Genomic DNA, 18,668 nt, shown 5'->3' with positions numbered 1-18,668 from the left:
CGGTCGGGGGCTTGCCTCAGCGCCAGTGGAGATGTCGAGTGTCGCATGTCTAAATGGCTGACGACGCGCCGCCCAAAGTGACATTTCTACTTTGCGCCAACGTGGACAGTTCAACCTTGCTGCCACAGTTGTTGTAGCCGCAAAGTTGAAGTGTCCTGATCCCTCAAAGTTGGAATGTCACTCTCCCCGGGTTTTGATGACCTGGGAGATTGCGGATGGGATTGATTGCGATGAGCGAGCGTGACCTGCAGCGGATCGAGATTTTGTCGAAAGTGACCGCCGGGCGGATGACGTTGGTTTCGGCAGCGCATGTGCTTGGCTTGAGTACCCGCCAGGTGCGTCGTCTGTTGGACCGGATCGGCGCTGGCGATCGGCTGGCATCAGCGTTGACGTAATCGCCGAGAAACTCGGACGACATCGTTCGACGATTTTTCGCGAACTGCGACGCAACGCGTTTGAGGATGAAAAGATGCCGGACCTCAACGGCTATTACTGCGTGACCGCCAACGACATGGCGCGAGAGCGGCGTGCCAAGCTGCGCAAACTTGCCCGGATCTCGCATCTGCCGCCAATCGGTGATCGAGCGCATCATGCATGGTTGGTCGCCGCAACAAATCGCCGGCCGACTGCAGTTGGAGCGCCATCCGATTTCTGTCAGCCATGAGACGATCTACAAGTTCGCCTACTCCGCGGATGGGCATGCGATCAAGCTCTGGCGGCATCTGCCGGAGCACCGCGCCAGACGTCGGCCGCGGCATGCCAGGCGTCGTCATGGCAGGCGGTTCAGCCCGGATGTCAACATTCTCTACCGTCCCGACACCGTTGCTGCGCGCAAGCAGTTCGGTCATTGGGAATGCGATCTCATTCAATTCCGCAAGAAGTTCGGCAAGGCGAATGTGACGTCGCTGGTCGAGCGGGTTAGCCGATTTGCCGTTTTTCTGCGCAACAACGACCGGCAATCACGGCCGGTGATGGATGGGCTGATCCAAGTGCTGCAATCCCTCCCTCACCTCGCCCGTCGCTCGATTACCTTCGATCGCGGCACGGAGTTCACGGACTGGTCTTACTTGCAGGCAAGCATTGGAACACAAACATGGTTCTGCGACCCCCAATCTCCTTGGCAGAAGGGTACCGTTGAAAACACCAACAGGCGGGCAAGGAAATGGCTTTCGAGAGAGGTCGATCCATTGTCTCTCAATGATCGCGATCTCACCGAGATCTGCAATCACCTGAACGCAACGCCACGAAAATGCCTTGGCTACAAAACGCCAGCTGAAGTCTTTCGCCAGAAACTGCTCGCGCAGAACAGGCGCACGGGCTAGCGTCGCAAAGCCCGCAGGTCGCGGTTCGTCGTGAACTCACAGATGCCTTCCGATCCGGCGATATGTCGCTGGATCACTCCCGCCGCCACGAGAATGCTTTGATCGAAGTCTCTTTTCCCAACCCGTTCATGGATCGCTCCGCTGGCAGTGCCGGGGGTGACGAGGGTCATCGTGTGGTCGTAGCAGGAACCGTCGTGCGACATCCCGATAACCATCGTAGACAAGACCACCGTTGGCCTCGATGAGAATAGTCCTGTATCGACGGTAAAGAAATGGAATCCGGTACCACGGCACGCCGGGACGCTGATGATGCAGCACATGCAAATTGTTGAAGAGGAAGAGCACCCCGAAGAGAGCACTATTCTCAACGATCGCCGTACGCTCATCGTGATTATCTGCATATCGGTGCTCGGCATACGACCGCAATCTGCTGAGTGCCGCACCGAAATAGACGAAGCCAAGAAGATAGAGCCACAGCGGCATATCGCAAATCCAAAACACCCAAGCTGATACAAATGCGACGCCGATGATGTGCCGCGCCCAGATGTACGCTCGCTGGCGGTCACCCTTTAATATCTGCATCGTTTCCTGTGCCAGAAAATTCACGATCATGACGAGCGGCCCGATCGTTAGCCTTCCAAGCAGCGTTGTGTTCCAGGATGCAAGAGCCTTGCCAAGACGGCCCATCGCCTCCCAGGCATTTTGGGTAAAATAGGAGGATTCGGGGTCTTCAATTGGGTCCGTAAGATGCTCGTCTCGATGATGAACCAGATGCTCTTCCCTATAGATCGCGTAGGGCAACCAAAGGGATAATGGCGGCCACCCGATCGCGTCGTTTACAAGACGGTTCCGGGTTGGATGCCCGTGGATGACTTCGTGCTGAAGCGACCCGTGCCAAGCAATCAGCCAGCCACCTAAGCCAAATACTGCAGCCGCGGGCATTGCTTGCCAGAACCAAGTCAAGCCGAAGAAACCACCATAGATGACGAGAGCCAAGGCCACAGTCTGCCATTCAATACGGGCGATGATTGAAAGGGCAGATTGCGAAGGAAGAGTGTCAGACGACAGGTGGCTGGACATGAAGCAGGTTCCGGCAAAGGGGAAAAAGCGATAGATTTCAAGCGCCAATATAAAAGGCCGATGCCTCATGCCGCGCCGCATGGCTTTGCAGCGGAGCCGCGAAAAAAGGAAACCGGTTGCGCAAAAAAGCCGGATCGCAAAATATTTATTCTATGTAATTTATAGATTATTGGCTTTAATCCCTTCATCGAATTGACAGCCGTCCTTTCCACTTTGTGGCCGGGCGCTCATGATTGGAGGGACATTAAATGACATTCCACCCTACACGCCGACAGGTGTTGATCGGCGGCGCTTCTATTGCGACCGTCGTCGCGCTCGGTGGCGTCCATCCCGCCTTCGCCAATACCGATCGCACCAAAATCACCGTGCGCATCGACAAGGACCTTTCCAACTTAGATCCGGCCCACCGCTCCGGCCCGGTCGATCTCAACGTTATCTGGTCCGTGCAACAGGGCCTGATCTCCTTCAAGCCAGGTTCGACCGAGTGGGAGCTCGATGCGGCCGAAGAACTGGAGCAGGTGAACGACACTGAAATCCGCTTCAAGCTGCGCGGCGGCCTCACCTTTACCGACGGCTATGGCGACCTAACGGCCGAGGACGTGAAGTTCTCCTTCGAGCGCTTCATCAATCCCGATGCCGATGGCAAGCCCGTCACCTATGCCAAGGACTGGTCCGCACTCGATCGCGTCGAGGTGACGGGGCCACTCGAAGGCCGCATCATCCTGAAGAACCCGGCGCCGGCGCTTTACACGATCGCGCTAGCCGATGGTTCGGGCCGCATCATCTCGAAGAAGGCTTTCGAAGCGCACGGCAAGGACATCGCTACAAAACTGATTGGTAGCGGTCCTTATGTACTCAAGCAGTGGACCCCGCGCGAGCAATTCGTTCTCGAAATCAACCCAAACTACAAGGGGCCGATCAAGCCGTACTTCCAGCGGATCGTCGGCAAGCCAATCGGCGAACAGAAGACTGCAGAAATCGCCTTCCAGTCCGGCGAGATCGATTTTACTGCCATCGATCCGGAAAGCGGCAAAGCGCTATCTGATCTGCCGGATGCAAGCGTGACGGAAATTCCCGCCATCGACTATGTCTGGTTCGGGCCGAACATCGAGAAGGCACCGTTTGACGATATCCGGGTTCGCCAGGCGATCCGCTACGCCGTCGATATCGAAGCTATCCTGCAGGGCGCCTATTCCGGCATCTATCCGCGTGCCAACGCGCTGCTCGCACCGAACCTGCTCGGCTACTGGAAGGATGCGCCTGTCTATGCCCGCGACCTGGAAAAAGCGCAGAGCCTGCTCGCTGAGGCGGGCCACGCCGATGGCTTCAAGACGAAGCTGACGATCGAAGCCAATGCGCGCTATGAGGCGATCGCCCAGATAATCCAGGCCAATCTTGCCGAAGTCGGTATCGAGGTCGAAATCGAGGCACTGGAGTCCGCAGCCTATTGGGCGCTCGGCGAAAACGATGCCAGCAAGGATCTCGAACTGTCGCTGATCAAATACAACGGCAAGTTCGACCCCGGCTTCCAGACGCAGTGGTTCACGTCAGCACAGGTCGGTCAATGGAACTGGCAGCGTTGGAAGAACACCGATTTCGACGCCCTGCACGAAAAGGGTGGCGTCACCGTCGATCCGGCTGAGCGCGAGAAGATCTACATTGAGGCGCAGAAGCTGCTTGATGAATCCGCAGCCTTCATCTGGATCACCCACAACCTTAACGCTTTCGCTTCCCGGAAGTGGCTGAAACCCGGCGTCCTGCCGAATGGCAACAACTGGCTCTACACGGCCTTTACGGAAGCGACGGCTTGATCCAGTGACTGCGCTTACACGGACAAAACGGGATGCGCCGCGATGAGAAGCGCATCCCTTCAGATTCATCTCACCTTCAAACTGGCGACGGCGCTTCTCGCCGTTGCCGGCTCAGTCGTGCTTCTGATGGCTCTGACGCGGCTGATCCCGGGCGATCCTGCAACCGTGGTCCTTGGTTCGCGCGCAACACCGGAAGCGGTCGCTGCGCTCAACGCCCGCATCGGGCTCGACAAGCCGCTGATCGCGCAGGTGCTCGCCTTCTTCGGTCGGCTCTTCTCCGGCGATCTCGGCGAAGATGTCTTTAATGGTCGGCCGGTTCTTGCCCTCGTTGCCGCCACTCTGCCGAACACGGCGGCGCTTGCGATCTCCGCTATGCTGTGCGCAATCGCCTTCGGTGTGCCGCTCGCCCTGCTCGCTGCCCGCTGTCCGGGTGGCAAGGTCGATCGGCTGATCGCATACCTGAGTGTCGCCTTCATCTCGACGCCAAGCTTCGTCGTGTCGATTTTCCTCCTGATGGTGTTCTCCGTGACCTTCCGCTGGTTTCCAGTTCTGGGTGTGGGCGAAAGCGGGGATCTCAGTGATCAGCTTTGGCATCTCGTGCTTCCGACCACTGCACTCGCTGCTGGCTGGATTGGCTATATCGCTCGCCTTCTACGGTCCTCGCTGCTCGAGGTGCTCGGTGAAAACCATATCCGCACGCTGCGCGCTTATGGCGTTAGCGAAACGGTTATCTTGCTCAAGTATGCGCTGAAGCCAGCAGTACTGCCGACCGTTGCAGTGCTCGGCATGGGGTTTGGCGATCTTCTTGGCGGCGCGGTCTTTGCCGAGGTGATCTTCAACCGCCCTGGCCTCGGCTCGCTGATCTACGACGCCATTCGGACGCGCAACTACCCGGTCGTTCAGGGCGGCGTCTTCGTCATCGTCACTCTATATGTGTTGACGAACCTCATCACTGACCTTGGCCAGAGCCTGATCGATCCGCGCGAGCGCGCGCGCCTCGCCGTGGGGAGACACTAGGGATGGCCGTCCTCTTTGACCTCCCCCGACGTCCAGGCGGCACTTTCGCGCTCATTGCGGTGACGCTTCTTTGTGTGGTCGCGATCGCCGCGCCGCTGATCGCACCTTATGGCCCGAACTCCATCGCGCCCGGCAACCGACTGATGGACCCCTCGCTGCAGCATCTGCTTGGAACGGATCATCTCGGTCGTGACATCCTGAGCCGCCTAATCTACGGCGCGCGGGTGGCGCTCGGCATCTCGCTCTCGGTCATCGCCATTTCCCTGATAATTGGTGTAACCCTCGGGATCGCGGCCGCCCTTTCGCCGCGCGCCGTCGATCTGTTCGTCATCGGCGTCTTCGATATTGTCACCTCGTTTCCGAGCATCATCCTAGCACTGGCGCTGGTCGCCGTATTCGGTCCGGGCCTCGGCAATGTCGTCCTGCTCGTCAGCATCGTCTTTATCCCCCATTTCGGCCGGGTCGCCCGCGCCCAAACAATCGCGATCCGCAACAGCCCGTTCATTGAGGCCGAAAGAGTACTCGGTGCTCAGTCCTGGCGGTTGATCCTTCATCACGTCACGCCAAATATCATCAGCCCAATTTTCGTGCTGGCCTGCATGGACATTCCCGTTGTCATCACCATCGAGGCGGGGCTCAGCTTTCTTGGTCTTGGCGTACGTCCGCCGCTCGCAAGCTGGGGCAATCTGCTCAACGATGGCTATACCTATCTCGACCGGTCGATCTGGCTGGCCACGTTTTCCGGCTTGGTGCTGGTTCTCGCCACTCTCGGCTTCGCGCTCCTGGGCGAAGCTCTGCGTGACTCGCTCGACCCCAAGCTGAGGAAGACCCTATGAAAGACGCCCTCGTCACAATTGAAGGCCTGAACGTATCCTACCGGGGGTCGGGGCGCACGGCTCATATTCTCGATGGTGCGGATATCATCATCGGACGGGGGCAATCGGTGGGTCTCGTCGGCGAAAGCGGCAGTGGCAAATCGACAGTGGCCTTGGCAATGCTTGGGCTGCTTGCCGACGATGCAGAGGTTTCCGCACGCCGCGCTGTGTTCGACGGCCGCGAGACCAACTTCGCCGTGAAGGAAACGGCGGCGCTACGCGGTGCCGATATCTCGATGATTTTCCAGGACCCGATGACGGCGCTCAATCCGATGTTCACCATCGGCACCCAACTCGTCGATATTCAGCGTCGGCGGTTTCCCAAGGAGAGCCGACGGAAGCTCTGGGGTCGGGCTCAAACGATGCTTGCCGATGTTGGTGTGCAAGACGCAGCAGCGCGCATGCGCCGATACCCACACGAGTTTTCCGGCGGTATGCGTCAGCGTGTGGTGATCGCCATGGCGCTTCTGGTCGAGCCGAAACTGCTAATTGCCGATGAGCCGACCACGGCGCTCGATGCGACGATCGAAGCGCAGGTCGTCGAAGTGTTGCACCGGTTGAGACAACGGACGGCCGCGTCCATGCTCATCGTCAGCCACAGCATGGGACTGATCGCCGAACTCTGCGACAGTGTCATCGTGATGTATGCAGGAACGGTGGTGGAAAGCGGGCCCGTACGCGACGTGCTGCATCGTCCGCGACACCCCTACACCCGCGCGCTGCTTGCGTGCGAGGTCAATCCCTACGCCGCCTTCCACCCGTCGCAGGACCTCGCGACGATCCCGGGCAACGTCCCCGATCCCGCCCGCCGACCTGAAGGCTGCATCTTCGCCGGCCGCTGTTCCTCCCGCCACAACCGTTGCAGCGACAAGCCGCCCCGCCGGCAGGCGGACAGCGGACAGGCCTACTCCTGCTGGTTGGAGGCTGCCTGATGACCCCTACGGCACTCATCCTGAAGGATGCTGTCGTCCGCTACGATCGGTTGACGGCAGTCGATGGCGTCTCGCTGGAGCTGCGACGCGGCGAGACCCTGGGTCTCGTCGGGGAGAGCGGCTGCGGAAAGTCGTCTGTCGCCCGCGCGATCGTGGGGCTTCAGCCGCTTGCGGCCGGTAAGCTGACGATCGAGGGCGAGACGCTGCAGGATTTGACCAGTCGGCGCCGCAGCGATCTGCAGCGCAGGATCCAGCTGCTGTTTCAAGACCCGGCCGCCTCACTTTCTCCGCGTATGACGGTGCACTCCTTGCTTGCCGAGCCGCTAAAAATCAGAAAGGTACACACGCCCGAAAGCTGGGCGCGGATATCGGCGCTGGCGGAAGGCATCGGTCTTGGCGAACAGCTTCTGTCGCGCTATCCGCATCAACTGAGCGGCGGACAGGCGCGGCGCGTGGCGCTCGTGCGGGCACTTGCGGCCGAACCGTCGATCATCGTTGCCGACGAACCAACGGCCGGTCTCGACATTTCCATCCAAGGCGAGCTTCTGAACCTTCTGCGGGCACTGAGAGATCGTCTCAGCCTCAGCTACTTGCTCATCTCCCACAATCTCAATGTAGTCGGCCGCGTGACCGATCGTGTGGCGGTAATGTATCTCGGCCAAATTGTCGAAAGCGGGCCGACGGCCGCATTATTTCGCGATCCCGCGCACCCCTATACACAGGCACTGCTCTCGGCCAACCTCACGCTCGATCCCGGTCGCCGACGCGTGCGCATTGTGCTCTCGGGCGAGCTTCCTAGCCCGAGCAACCCGCCCTCCGGGTGCCGCTTCCACAAGCGTTGTCCACTGGCAAAGCCGAGATGCGTCGGCGAAGCACCCACCCTTCAGGCCGGAGCGGATGGACGTAGCGTCGCATGCCACTTCCCGCTCACCGCAGAAGCCATCGTCCTGCCTCAGGCGATAGCGGGATAACCATGACGCACAGCATCCCGATCAAATTCCGCCAACCTTTCGTAGTCGGCATCACCCAGCAGGCTGATCCCGCGCAGCGAAAGCGTGTCGCAGACATCGGCGACCTCCGGATCGGCTATCGTCTCCGCCAAGGCGCGGCGCAGAACCGCCAGGTCCTTGGTCGGCGTTCCGGCGGCCGTGATAAAGGGCAGGCCCGGTCCCTTGGCGGTCTCCGCAAGGATGCGAACACCGGCGACACGATCAGGGTCGAATCGCAGAGTATTGCCGAAGGTCACGCAGTCGATCGCCGCAACATCCGCCTCCCCGCTCGATACCGCGTCGATGCTCGCCCGATGGCCTCCGGTTTCCAACACGGAAGAAAAGAACCGTCCTTTAATGGCATGGCGCGCTACGAATGCGCGGAACAGATTATAGCCCGAATTGCTGCCGGGCTCGTTGATTGCGGCTCGCATGCCTCGCAATTCTTCAATCGACTGTGCCGACGACCCGGCATTGACGATGATGAAACTGCACTTGAGCGGTCCGTCGCAGCCCGGCAATCCGTAGACGGGCGACGCCACAAGTTGCACCTTTCCGCGCAGATGCTGGACGTAGGGATATCCGCAGGTCTGGCCGAACAGCAGGTCGGGTCGAAGCCAGGCTTCGTCATAACGCACATCGTCGTTCAACGTTGCCGGGGCATCGAGCCCATTGGCACGAATGCGTGCGCCCAACGCGCCCCAGAACAGCCGCGTCGCCTCCTGAACCGGCGGCGGGCTGACGTACATGGCGAGGCTGGCAAGCGACATCTAATGAAACTCCCAAAAACACAAGTGCTAAAATCTATGCAATGCATAGATTTAAACCGCAACGAAATTTGTTCGGTGAAAGGATCCCAGCGATGAGCTTACCTCCGCAGGAAGCCCACTCCGCCATCTCTTCCACAAGCGAGATCATCAGCGACGTGCTGGTCATCGGCGGCGGCCCCGCAGGGTGCTGGGCAGCGCTGGAGGCAGCTAGCACCAAGGCCAGAGTCGTGCTGGTCGACAAGGGCTATTGCGGTAGCTCCGGCGCAACGGCTTCCGCCGGCACCCAGATCTGGTATGTACCGCCGGACCCGGCCGAGCGGGAAGCGGCCATGGCGAGCCGCGAGGCCATGGGCGGCTATCTCTCCGAGCGTGCCTGGATGGTGCCCGTTCTCGAGAAGACCTTCGAAAGCGTCAACCGCCTGGCCGACTGGGGTTACCCCTTCCCCAGTGATGACAAAGGCGAACAGCAGCGCATTTCGGTCCAGGGACCGGAATATATGCGGCTGTTGCGACGCCGAGTGAAGAATGCGGGCGTCACCATTCTCGATCATCATCCAGCAACGCAGCTCCTGACAGATGGCGGGGCTGTCGTCGGGGCAAGCGGACTGCGCCGGCAGGAAGGAGGACAGTGGACGGTCCGGGCAGGCGCTGTTGTGCTTGCAGCAGGCGGCTGTGCCTTCATGAGCAAAGCGCTCGGCTGTGACGTACTGACCGGTGACGGTTACCTGATGGGGGTCGAGGCCGGTGCGGAACTCTCGGGCATGGAGTTCTCATCTGCGTATGCCATATCGCCGGCCTTTGCGTCGATCACCAAGACGGCGCTATACCGCTTCGGGCAGTTCTACCGCAAGGACCATAGTCTGATCGACGGCGCAGGCTCCGCCCGCGGACGCTCAATCATTGCCCGCACGCTCCTGTCCGAACCCGTCTACGCGCGCCTCGATCTTGCCGAAACCGACGAGGTCAAGGCGATCCTGCGCCGCGCCCAGCCGAATTTCTTCGTACCCTTCGACCGCCGTGGCATAGACCCTTTCACGGAGTTCTTCGAGGTGAAGTTGCGTCTTGAGGGTACGGTTCGCGGCACCGGTGGGCTACGGCTGACCGGGCTCGACTGCGCAACCACTGCGCCCGGCCTTTATGCCGCCGGCGACAACGCCACCCGCGAGCCTATCTGCGGCGGTTTTACCGGCGGCGGCAGCCACAATGCTGCCTGGGCGATCTCCACCGGCTCTTTTGCCGGCGCGGCGGCCGCAGCCTTCGCGCGGGGTAGAGCCAATGTGTCTCATACTCATGTTGCCCGGCCCGCAGCCTGGGCTAGCAAAAACGCGATTACCGCTGATCCGCAAACCATCATCAGGGCGGTACAGGATGCGGTCTTTCCGCTCAACATCAACTATTTCCGGACACATACCGGGCTGTCGGCAGCGCTGGAGCGGCTCGACCAGCTGTGGCAAGAGATCGCCGACGCTACGGCCGCGGACGAGAGCCAGGTGCTACCACTGCGCCAGGCACAGGCAATGACCGCCACCGCTCGCTTCATGTATCGCGCCGCCCTGGCGCGTACGGAAACGCGCGGCATGCACCGCCGCGACGATTTCCCAAATCAGGACCCAGAACAACGTTACCGGCTGGTCGTATGCGGCCTCAACACAATCACAATCCGGACGGAACCGGTAAAACCAAGCGACTACAAGGAGGCTGCAGAATAATGATCGAGGTACTGGATAGTGACACCTGCACGGACTGCAATCTCTGCGTCCAGGTCTGCCCGACCAACGTTTTCCAGGTCATGCCGTACGGCCCGCCCCGTATCCTGCGGCAGGAGGCCTGCCAGACTTGCTTCATGTGCGAGCTTTATTGTCCCGTGGACGCGCTCTACGTCGATCCGGACGCCGAGGCAGTGCATGGACTGACGGTCGATGTCGTGCGCAAAAGCAATCTCTTCGGCAGCTACAGGAGGGCCATCGGCTGGCACAAGGACACCCGTCATCAACGTCACATCGACGATCATTACAGATTGCCTCAATAGCCTACCGCTCTGGAATCAAACCTCCCGGTCGAGGGCGAACGCCTGACCAAAGCGCACCGGTGTTTGCCGCGGTCCATGGCGCGATCGAGAACCTGAAGACAATTGCCGGGCCGTAAAGCTCGATGTCACCCGCGTCCGCGACACGGGCGCCCCCATATCAGCGCAAGCCGGCCCAGCGATCGTGGCAGGGCAATACCTCGCAGCCGCGGATGGGTCGATCGCAAGCCACTCAGCTGTTGGCGGACGCAGTCTCATACACCATCGTCGCGGCGGCTAGATCCGCCAAGGCGGTTCCTACTGCCTTGTAGAGCGTGATCTCCTCGTTCGAGGTTCTTGCCGTCACATCGCGGCGGCACAATTCGTCGAGCGTCGCGCGTACCATGGCCTCCGAAAACAGGCCCGCCTTGACGGGCTGAACCAGGTCTCCGGCTTCATGTAGGGCCTCATGCGTGTCGATGTAGACCGAAGACCGCCGCACAGCATCGTCATCAGCCTCACGCATCGCGGGCGTAAAGCCACCGATGAGGTCCACATGAGTGCCGGGACGCAGCCACTGGCCCCTGATGATCGGCTGGGTTGCCAAGGTTGCTGCGCTTACGACATCGGCGGCACGCACCGATGCTTCAAGATCCGAGACGACGGAGGTTCTGAGCCCCTGTTGTGCAAGGCTGTCCGCCAATCGCGCCGCGTTTCCCGCGTCGATATCCCAGATGTCCACGTGCTCGATCTGCCGGACGGCGCGATAGGCGTCCGGGATCAGGCTTGCCACCCGGCCGGCGCCGATCACCAGCAGGCGTTTGGCGTCCTTCCGGGCGAGATAGTCTGCAGCAAGCGCCGATGCTGCCACTGTTCTGCGCGCCGTGATCGTGTTTCCATCAATGAGCGCTCGCTGCGTACCGGTTCGCCCGTCGTAAAGAATGTAGGTCGAGGTCAGGCCGGCAATGCCGCGGGCGGTATTCCCGGGAAACACGGTGACGATCTTGAAGCCGAGATAGCGCGCCGGTCGCTGTGCGTCATGCCAGGCGGGCATCAACAGCAGTGTCGCATCCGGTTCCCCGTCGTTTGCGATGGTGTGATGGTGGCGAACCGGCACGACGCAGCCCTCGGCAAAGGACCGCCGCAGGGTATCGATCAAGGCGCCGAATGGGAGCAGTGCAGCGGTCGCCTGGGCGTCGAGGATGCGAACTGGCGCGTCAGTCATGGAAACAACCTTCCGAAAATAGGTCGGCCGTCATGCGGCCGAAGAGGTGAAATCTGCTGGGCCGGACGCAGCCGGCATCCGAGCCGGCACAACCAGTTTTTTGTGCTGCGGCCCGGAGTGGCCTTTAACGCCTGTTCACCCTTGCGGACGGGCTGAACATCGCCAGGCATAGAAGTTCGAACAACACCTGCGCTGCGATCTGCGCGGTATTGGTGGTCGCGTCATATTGCGGCGCAATTTCCACCACGTCGCCACCGACTAGATTGATACCCTTGAAGCCCCTGAGCATCGTCAGCACTTCCCGTGGCTGCAGCCCGCCGACTTCGGGCGTACCTGTACCCGGGGCGAAGGCGGGATCCAGGCTGTCGACATCGAAGCTGACATAGGTGGGGCCGGAGCCGACCACTTCCAAGGCCCTGGCAATCACTGCCTTGATGCCCATCTCGGCAACCTCTTCCGCGTGAATGACGGTCATTCCAGAGGCGAACGAGAATTCCCAAAGATATTCGCCGCCGCCGCGAATGCCGATCTGGATCGTGCGTCGAGGGTCGAGCACACCCGCGAGCACAGCCTCTCGGAAGGGCGCCCCATGATGAAATTTCGACCCTTCATAAGGGCCGGCCGTGTCGCAATGGGCATCGATATGGATCATGCCCACGGGTTCGTGGCCGGCAAGGCCTTTGAGGATGGCGCCGGATATGGAGTGATCTCCGCCCACCGAGAGCGGAATGATTTTCGTGCCCGCAATCATCCGGTAGCAGGCCTCGATGTCGGCATGGCATTCAGCCAGGCCGAACCGGCTGCGCATCGGCACGTCGCCGACATCGGCAACCTTCAGCCGACCCATCGGCGCGACCCGAAGCACATGTTCGTAAGGGCCAACCCGCTCGATTCCACGAACCGCGCGGGGTCCCAGTCGCGCGCCGGCACGGTTGGTCACGCCGAGATCCATCGGCACGCCGATCAGGGCAACGTCAAGCGCCTCCAGGATGTCGGACCGCAGCCCGTTTTCGATGAATGGCGCGTCAAGAAATGTGGCCGGGCCTGCAAATGGCCATTTGCGGCTATCGCCGTCCTTGAAGACGCTGGCCGCAACTTCTCGGAAATGCGGGTCCTGCATTTCACCGCCTGCCGCATTGCCGAAGCGACTTCGCAAGTCTTCCAGAAAATCCCGGTCAATCGTCAAAATAGGCTCCCACGTTTCAACTGTATATTCCTGAAATCGAAACCGATTTGAGGATGAAATTATGCAGCGAATTAAAAGTGTTGCAGCGACCTTGCGCGTCACTTTGGACGCGCGGCGCTGTAACGTCGCAACGACATCATTCGCGTCGGGGAGCGCCTTTTGGAACCTTGAAAATTCATGAGAGCCTATAAGGATCCCTGATAGTCAAAAGTGGCGAGAAGAGTAAAAACGCCGCGCCACACCGCGGCTGACCATTCACGAATCCTTATATCCCGGAGATAATTTTCCCACTACCGCTTCGAACGGCGTCCCCTCAGTCTCCCCGCGATCACAAGGCTGCACAGAAGCGGCCACAAATAAGGGGAACTGATCATGGATATGACACGCCGCCGGTTTATGGGATCCGCTGCTGCGCTCGGGATTGCTGGAACGATGACGGGACTGGCGAGGTCGGCGTTCGCTGCCGGCAGCGAGCTTACCGCCGTCGAATGGGGCGGAGATGTCGTCGAAGCGATGAAGCAGATTGCGGCTGCCCAGGATGCATCGACTTTCAACTGGGTTCTGCATCAGGGCGGCGCGGGCGCAATCCTTCCGAAGATTAAGGCGGTCTGGCCCAACGTCGATTACGACTATGTGGCCGGATGGGAGGGGTCCTTCAACAGCATGGTCAAGGAAGACTGGCTGGAAACCATCAATCCGGCAGACATTCCCAATCTCGCCGACATTCCCGAGAAGATCATCATTCGCGACGGCAAGGGCAACATCAAGGCTGTTCCGCGCGCAGTGGGAGGCATGTATTTCGGTGCACGAACCGACACTGCGCCCATGGTCGTCAAGACCATCGACGATCTCCTGAGCCCCGATCTGAAGGGTGCAATCTGCTGGCCCGGACCGACGCAGAGCATGATGCTGCAGATCGTGGCGCTTGCCTTGCATGCCGGCGGCAGCGAAACCAATATGGAACCCGGCTGGAAGCTGATGCAGGACCTGGCGAAATCGGGCAATATCGGGCGCGTCGCTGTAACCGATATCGATTTTACCAACTCGCTGACATCAGGCGAAACATCGGTCGGCTTCTTCGCCGAGCCGGGCTGGGCTGCCGTGGCGAAAAACTTCCCCGTGACGCGCTTCACCAAGGACAGCAATTTCAAGGCATTCCTCTACCAGAGCGGCTTCGGCGTCATGAAAAACCGGCCCAATACCCGGGCGGCGCTCGACTTCATCAACTTTGCCATCAGCCCGGAAATGAGCTCGCTCTACGCCAAGGTGGCCGGTGAAGCGCCGCTCAACAGCAAGGCGTCCACGCCCGACAACCTCAAGCATCTCGCTTTCACGCCGGAGGAGTTCTCGAGCTTCGTCTATGTGCCGGACTACAACGTCGTCCTCGAGCAGCAGGATGCCTGGTCCAAGCGCTGGGAACAGGACATCGCACCGCTGCTCTAAATCACAGTGCGACAAGATTGCCGGAGGCGCGAAGCGTTCCTTCGGCAATTCTCTTTCGGGGCCCGGAAGGGCGACAAACAGGCTGTCCGATCATGACCAACGCCAGGCAGCAAACCGCTGCAGTTTCAATTCCCGATCGTCGCGATGCGGCCATCACGCTCGCGCCCGCGGTGCTGGTTCTCGCCTTCGGTTTCCTTTCGCCCTTGATCAACCTGGCGATCGAAAGCCTGAAGGAGTTCACCCCGGGACGCGTCGGTTCCGTGGAAAACGCGGCGACGACGGTTCAGAACTACCATGAGCTTGCAAACCAGGCGTTTGCCAATGTCCTGCTGACGACGTTCTGGATCGGCGGCGTGGCGGCGATCGTCGGACAGCTCGTGGCGTTTCCGCTTGCCTATTTCATCGTGCGACGCCTTTCCGCACGCATGCGCACCTTGACACTCGGCTTTCTGATCACGCTTGTGCTGTCGAGCGTCTTGATCAAGACCTATGCGATCGAGCTGACATTCGGCTCGGTCGGCATTCTGCGGCCCTTGCTGCTGACAGTCGGCCTGTCGCCGAACAGTCGTGAATACATCAATATCGTCGTCATCGCGGGGCTGGTGCACTCGATCATACCGGTCGCGACACTGACGCTGATGGGTGCGATGCAGTCCATCGACCCGCGCCTCCTCGACGCCGCCCAATCACTCGGCGCGCCGGGATGGAAGGCGCATCTGTCGATCACGCTTCCGCTCAGCCTTCCGGCCCTCATATCGAGCACGCTTATCTCGCTGACGTTTGCGATCAGCGCCTTTGTCATACCGATGGTTCTCGGGAGGGGCCGCGTCCTCTTCATGTCGAACGTGATCTACACCCGGTTCAGCGATATCGCCAACTACCCGAGCGGGGCGGCGATTTCACTCGTCATGCTCGCCGCAGCCCTGGCGGTGATTTCGGTCATAACGTTGGCGCACGCATGGAAGAGCCCGCGATGAGCACACATTCTCGTACCGCCAGATCCGGCGACCGGGCTGCCAGCGCGCTCGCCTACGGCGTCGTCGGCCTGGGACTGGCCTTTCTCGCAATCCCGCTTGCTATAACCTGCCTGATGGCGTTCGACGCAAGAACATTTCTCGGACCCTTGCCGCCGCCGGCATTGTCGTTGCACTGGTTCGAGCGTCTTGCCTCCCAGGCAGACATTCTTTCGAGCCTTCGCACCAGCCTCGTTCTGGCCGTGCTGACGACGATCCTGTCGGTTTCGATCGGAACCGCTGCCGCCGTTGGCCTTGCACGCGGAGATTTTCCCGGAAAGGCGACCCTGACATCCGCCTTCCTCTCGCCGCTGATCGTTCCGCCCGTCGTCATAGGCTTCGGCTTGCTGCTGTTTCTGTCCAAGGCCGGCATTACCAACGGTATGGCGCGGCTGCTTCTCGGGCACGTGATCGTGACCGTGCCCTATTGCATCAGAACCAGCCTTGCCAGCCTTCTTGGCGCCGACAAACGGTTAACGGAAGCGGCCATGATTCTCGGCGCCACGGAGCGTCAGGCGTTCTGGTCCATTACCATACCGCTGATGAAGACAGGGATCATCACCGGGGCGATCTTTGCCTTCGCCATCTCGATGGACGACGTATCGATCAGCCTTTTCCTGAGTGACCCGTCGGCCACCACCCTGCCCGTTACCCTGGTCAGCAACATGCGGGCCGCTTTCGACCTGACGATCGCGGCAGCTGCTGTGATCCTGATGGCTGTAACGGTGCTGCTGATCGTTGTCCTCGACCGGTTGGTCGGGTTCGACAACGTCGTAGGCCAGGGTCTATTTCGTTCATGAGGACAATACGATGATTTCTGCCGTAGAATTTCAAGGTGTCGGCAAGCGCTTCGGCGAAACCGTCGCGCTGGACAACATTTCGTTTTCGGTGAAGCCCGGCGAGACGATCGCGCTTTTGGGACCGAGCGGTTGCGGCAAGACCACGATCCTTCGTCTCATCGCCGGCTTTGAACGGCCTGACAGCGGCACGATCACCATCGGCGGCAAGTCGATGGCCGGATTGAAGCCGTATGAACGAAATGTCGGTCTGCTGTTCCAGCACTACGCCCTCTTTCCGCACATGACCGTCGAACAGAACATCGGCTTCGGACTTCGTCACCGCGGTCACGCGGCAAACGAGATCCCCGCCCGTGTCGGAGAAATGCTGGAACTCGTGCGGCTGACCGGCTTCGGACATCGCCGTCCGCATCAACTGAGCGGTGGGCAGCAGCAGCGCGTGGCCCTTGCGCGGGCACTCGCGACCCATCCGAGCCTGCTGCTTCTGGATGAGCCGTTGTCCGCGCTTGATGCGAAGTTGAGGCATGAACTGCGCACGGAGCTGAAGGATGTTCTTGCCGCGGTTGGCTCCACGGCGATCGTGGTGACACATGACCAGGAAGAAGCGATGAGCCTCGGCGAGCGCATTTTCGTGATGAGCCGTGGCGAGATCATGCAGTCGGGCAAGCCGGACGATGTCTATTGGCGTCCGAAATCACGTTTCGTCGCGGATTTTATGGGGCGAACGAACTGGATCCGGGGCTCGGTCGTCGCGACCGATGGTGCCGTCTCGAAGTTTCGCTCGGAATCCGGATGGGAGTTTCCGGTCGCCTCGTCACGCGACGGTGCAGCCATGAAGGAGGTTTGCGTCCGTCCGGAGAGTGTCGAGATATCGTCGAGCACCAGGGACGCTGCGGCGAGAGGCATGGCTGGACGCGTCGCGGACGTCGTTACGCTCGGCGCTTTCCGACATGTGTCCGTTGAGCTTTCCAGCGGCGACCGGGTCATTTCCGCTTGTGCGAACCGCCCGGACATTTCCTTCGAACGGGGGCAAGAGATCAGCATTTCCATGCCGCCGCAGGCCTGCGTCCTGTTTGCATGATGGTCTCGACCTGAGCGGGCGGGCAGCGATTGTGTTGCCTGCCCCGCTGGTCGCGCCCTGTTGCGCCCGGCTTACGGATCGTTCAATGTCCGATCCAGCTGCCGATGTCGCCATTTGGCGAACCCGTCCGCGTTCCGGATGCGGAAGCCCAAGACGTCTTCGGTCCGCACTCATCAACAGCGGCGAAAGCACGGTGCTTCCATGCTCGATCTCGACTCTTATTTGCTCCGGGCGTTCCTGACCGTCGCGGAAATAGGAACCGTCAACGGCGCGGCCGCAAAACTGCATCGCACGCAGGCTGCAGTCAGCATGCAGATTCGCAAGCTCGAAGAACTCGTCGGTGTCACGCTTTTCTCCCGGTCGTCCAAGGGACTGGAGCTCACGTCCCATGGTCAGATCATGGTTGCCTATGCGCGTGAAATCGTCCTGCTCAGCGACGAAGTTGGCCGCAGACTGACGGGCAAGGTGATCGAGGGGCGGATCCGCCTCGGCGTCGTCGAGGATTTCGCCGCCAGCCGGCTGATCGACATCCTACGCGACTTCAGGGATCAGAATCCCAAGGTCGAGATCGACATTATCGTCGAGCCGAATCGCCGTCTGGCGGAGATGTTCGAAGACGGAAAGCTGGATGTCGCGGTCTGCGACATCGCCTGCCTTGGCCGAAAGCCAATTCTGATCTGGACCGAATACCTGATGTGGGCCGTCAGATCTGACTTCGTCGTCGACGCAAGCCAGCCGCTCCCGCTCATCATGTTCGACGACAGCTGCCCCTGGAATGTTCAGGCGATCGCGACCTTGTCCCAAAGAAACATAAAATGGAAAACCGCGTGCGTTGCCTCCACGCTGGTGGCGATGGCAACGGCCGTGCGGGTCGGCATCGGGATTGGCCCGATGATTTCTGCGACGATTCCGGATGGATGTCGCGCACTCGACAAGTCGAGTGACCTGCCGACCGCTGTCCGGATCGAGATCGGCTTCTACGCGCAATCGGACGTGTCCGAGGGCGTTCGCTATCTGGTCGAATTTGTGTCCCGCCATACGGCAATGGGTGACCGCCCTTAATCTCCATTCTGAGACGACTTCGGGAGAAACATCTGTAAGACCCTGAAATACTAGTTCGCC

16 protein-coding genes and 2 pseudogenes are annotated in these 18,668 nt (G+C 60.4%); 14 read left to right on the top strand and 4 right to left on the bottom strand.

Features of this window, described 5'->3' with window-relative positions:
* Positions 1-215: 215 nt before the first annotated feature.
* Positions 216-359, top strand: a pseudogene (locus tag C6558_RS11580) (ISNCY family transposase); the annotation flags it as partial.
* 2 nt (positions 360-361) lie between these two features.
* Positions 362-1,322: pseudogene (locus C6558_RS11575) on the top strand (IS30 family transposase); the annotation flags it as partial.
* A gap of 126 nt (positions 1,323-1,448) precedes the next feature.
* On the opposite strand, the gene C6558_RS11570 reads toward C6558_RS11575, so the two are convergent.
* A complete protein-coding gene (locus tag C6558_RS11570; RefSeq protein WP_057208073.1) occupies positions 1,449-2,402 on the bottom strand; it encodes a fatty acid desaturase in 954 nt (317 codons plus the stop codon).
* 248 nt (positions 2,403-2,650) lie between these two features.
* Here C6558_RS11570 and C6558_RS11565 point away from each other — a divergent pair, with 248 nt between their 5' ends.
* The 5 genes from C6558_RS11565 to C6558_RS11545 are packed head-to-tail and all read left to right on the top strand — an operon-like array spanning position 2,651 to position 8,008.
* The gene (locus tag C6558_RS11565) at positions 2,651-4,213 is read left to right on the top strand and encodes an ABC transporter substrate-binding protein (protein ID WP_057207946.1); all 1,563 of its coding nucleotides are present in this window, start codon (positions 2,651-2,653) and stop codon (positions 4,211-4,213) included.
* Between the two features lie 42 nt (positions 4,214-4,255).
* Positions 4,256-5,230: an ABC transporter permease gene (locus C6558_RS11560; RefSeq protein WP_057207948.1), complete on the top strand. Its 975-nt coding sequence runs from the start codon at positions 4,256-4,258 to the stop codon at positions 5,228-5,230.
* A gap of 2 nt (positions 5,231-5,232) precedes the next feature.
* Complete coding sequence (locus tag C6558_RS11555; RefSeq protein ID WP_057207950.1) at positions 5,233-6,066, top strand: ABC transporter permease; 834 nt, start codon at positions 5,233-5,235, stop codon at positions 6,064-6,066.
* Positions 6,063-7,037, top strand: coding sequence for an ABC transporter ATP-binding protein (locus tag C6558_RS11550; RefSeq protein ID WP_057207952.1), 975 nt, complete (start codon positions 6,063-6,065; stop codon positions 7,035-7,037). The genes C6558_RS11555 and C6558_RS11550 overlap by 4 nt, the downstream gene beginning before the upstream one ends.
* Positions 7,037-8,008 (top strand): oligopeptide/dipeptide ABC transporter ATP-binding protein, encoded by a 972-nt coding sequence (locus C6558_RS11545; protein ID WP_057207954.1) that lies wholly within the window; start codon positions 7,037-7,039, stop codon positions 8,006-8,008. Before C6558_RS11550 ends, C6558_RS11545 begins: the two co-directional genes overlap by 1 nt.
* Here the strand turns inward: C6558_RS11545 and C6558_RS11540 are convergent.
* A complete protein-coding gene (locus C6558_RS11540) occupies positions 7,990-8,796 on the bottom strand; it encodes a phosphate/phosphite/phosphonate ABC transporter substrate-binding protein (protein ID WP_057207956.1) in 807 nt (268 codons plus the stop codon). The two genes, C6558_RS11545 and C6558_RS11540, sit on opposite strands and share 19 nt — an antisense overlap.
* Positions 8,797-8,888: 92 nt before the next feature.
* Between C6558_RS11540 and C6558_RS11535 the strand changes: the two genes are divergently transcribed.
* The gene (locus C6558_RS11535) at positions 8,889-10,505 is read left to right on the top strand and encodes an FAD-dependent oxidoreductase (RefSeq protein WP_057207958.1); all 1,617 of its coding nucleotides are present in this window, start codon (positions 8,889-8,891) and stop codon (positions 10,503-10,505) included.
* Complete coding sequence (locus C6558_RS11530; RefSeq protein ID WP_057207959.1) at positions 10,505-10,825, top strand: ferredoxin family protein; 321 nt, start codon at positions 10,505-10,507, stop codon at positions 10,823-10,825. Before C6558_RS11535 ends, C6558_RS11530 begins: the two co-directional genes overlap by 1 nt.
* Before the next feature lie 229 nt (positions 10,826-11,054).
* On the opposite strand, the gene C6558_RS11525 is transcribed toward C6558_RS11530, so the two are convergent.
* Together C6558_RS11525 and speB are read right to left on the bottom strand one after the other, a co-directional pair.
* The gene (locus C6558_RS11525; RefSeq protein WP_107027251.1) at positions 11,055-12,026 is read right to left on the bottom strand and encodes an ornithine cyclodeaminase family protein; all 972 of its coding nucleotides are present in this window, start codon (positions 12,024-12,026) and stop codon (positions 11,055-11,057) included.
* Positions 12,027-12,150: 124 nt separating this feature from the next.
* Positions 12,151-13,212, bottom strand: a complete 1,062-nt coding sequence (gene speB / locus C6558_RS11520) for an agmatinase (protein WP_057207962.1) — start codon at positions 13,210-13,212, stop codon at positions 12,151-12,153.
* 366 nt (positions 13,213-13,578) lie between these two features.
* Here speB and C6558_RS11515 point away from each other — a divergent pair, with 366 nt between their 5' ends.
* The 5 genes from C6558_RS11515 to C6558_RS11495 all read left to right on the top strand — a co-directional run bounded on the left by C6558_RS11515 (position 13,579) and on the right by C6558_RS11495 (position 18,608).
* Positions 13,579-14,655, top strand: coding sequence for a PotD/PotF family extracellular solute-binding protein (locus tag C6558_RS11515; protein ID WP_057207964.1), 1,077 nt, complete (start codon positions 13,579-13,581; stop codon positions 14,653-14,655).
* A gap of 92 nt (positions 14,656-14,747) precedes the next feature.
* On the top strand, positions 14,748-15,632 hold the full coding sequence (locus tag C6558_RS11510; protein ID WP_057214813.1) for an ABC transporter permease: 885 nt from the start codon (positions 14,748-14,750) through the stop codon (positions 15,630-15,632).
* Positions 15,629-16,468, top strand: coding sequence for an ABC transporter permease (locus tag C6558_RS11505; RefSeq protein WP_057207968.1), 840 nt, complete (start codon positions 15,629-15,631; stop codon positions 16,466-16,468). The genes C6558_RS11510 and C6558_RS11505 overlap by 4 nt, the downstream gene beginning before the upstream one ends.
* 10 nt (positions 16,469-16,478) lie before the next feature.
* Positions 16,479-17,546, top strand: a complete 1,068-nt coding sequence (locus C6558_RS11500) for an ABC transporter ATP-binding protein (RefSeq protein WP_025428789.1) — start codon at positions 16,479-16,481, stop codon at positions 17,544-17,546.
* A 201-nt stretch (positions 17,547-17,747) separates the two neighbouring features.
* Positions 17,748-18,608 carry a LysR substrate-binding domain-containing protein gene (locus C6558_RS11495; protein ID WP_025428788.1) on the top strand — a complete coding sequence of 287 codons (861 nt, stop codon included), beginning with the start codon at positions 17,748-17,750 and terminating at the stop codon, positions 18,606-18,608.
* Positions 18,609-18,668: the final 60 nt, after the last annotated feature.

The organism is Ensifer sp. NM-2 (assembly GCF_003024455.1).
GTDB lineage: Bacteria > Pseudomonadota > Alphaproteobacteria > Rhizobiales > Rhizobiaceae > Ensifer > Ensifer canadensis.
The sequence above is the reverse complement of the archived record's forward strand: the minus strand, read 5'-3'. Positions and strand labels throughout refer to the sequence as shown.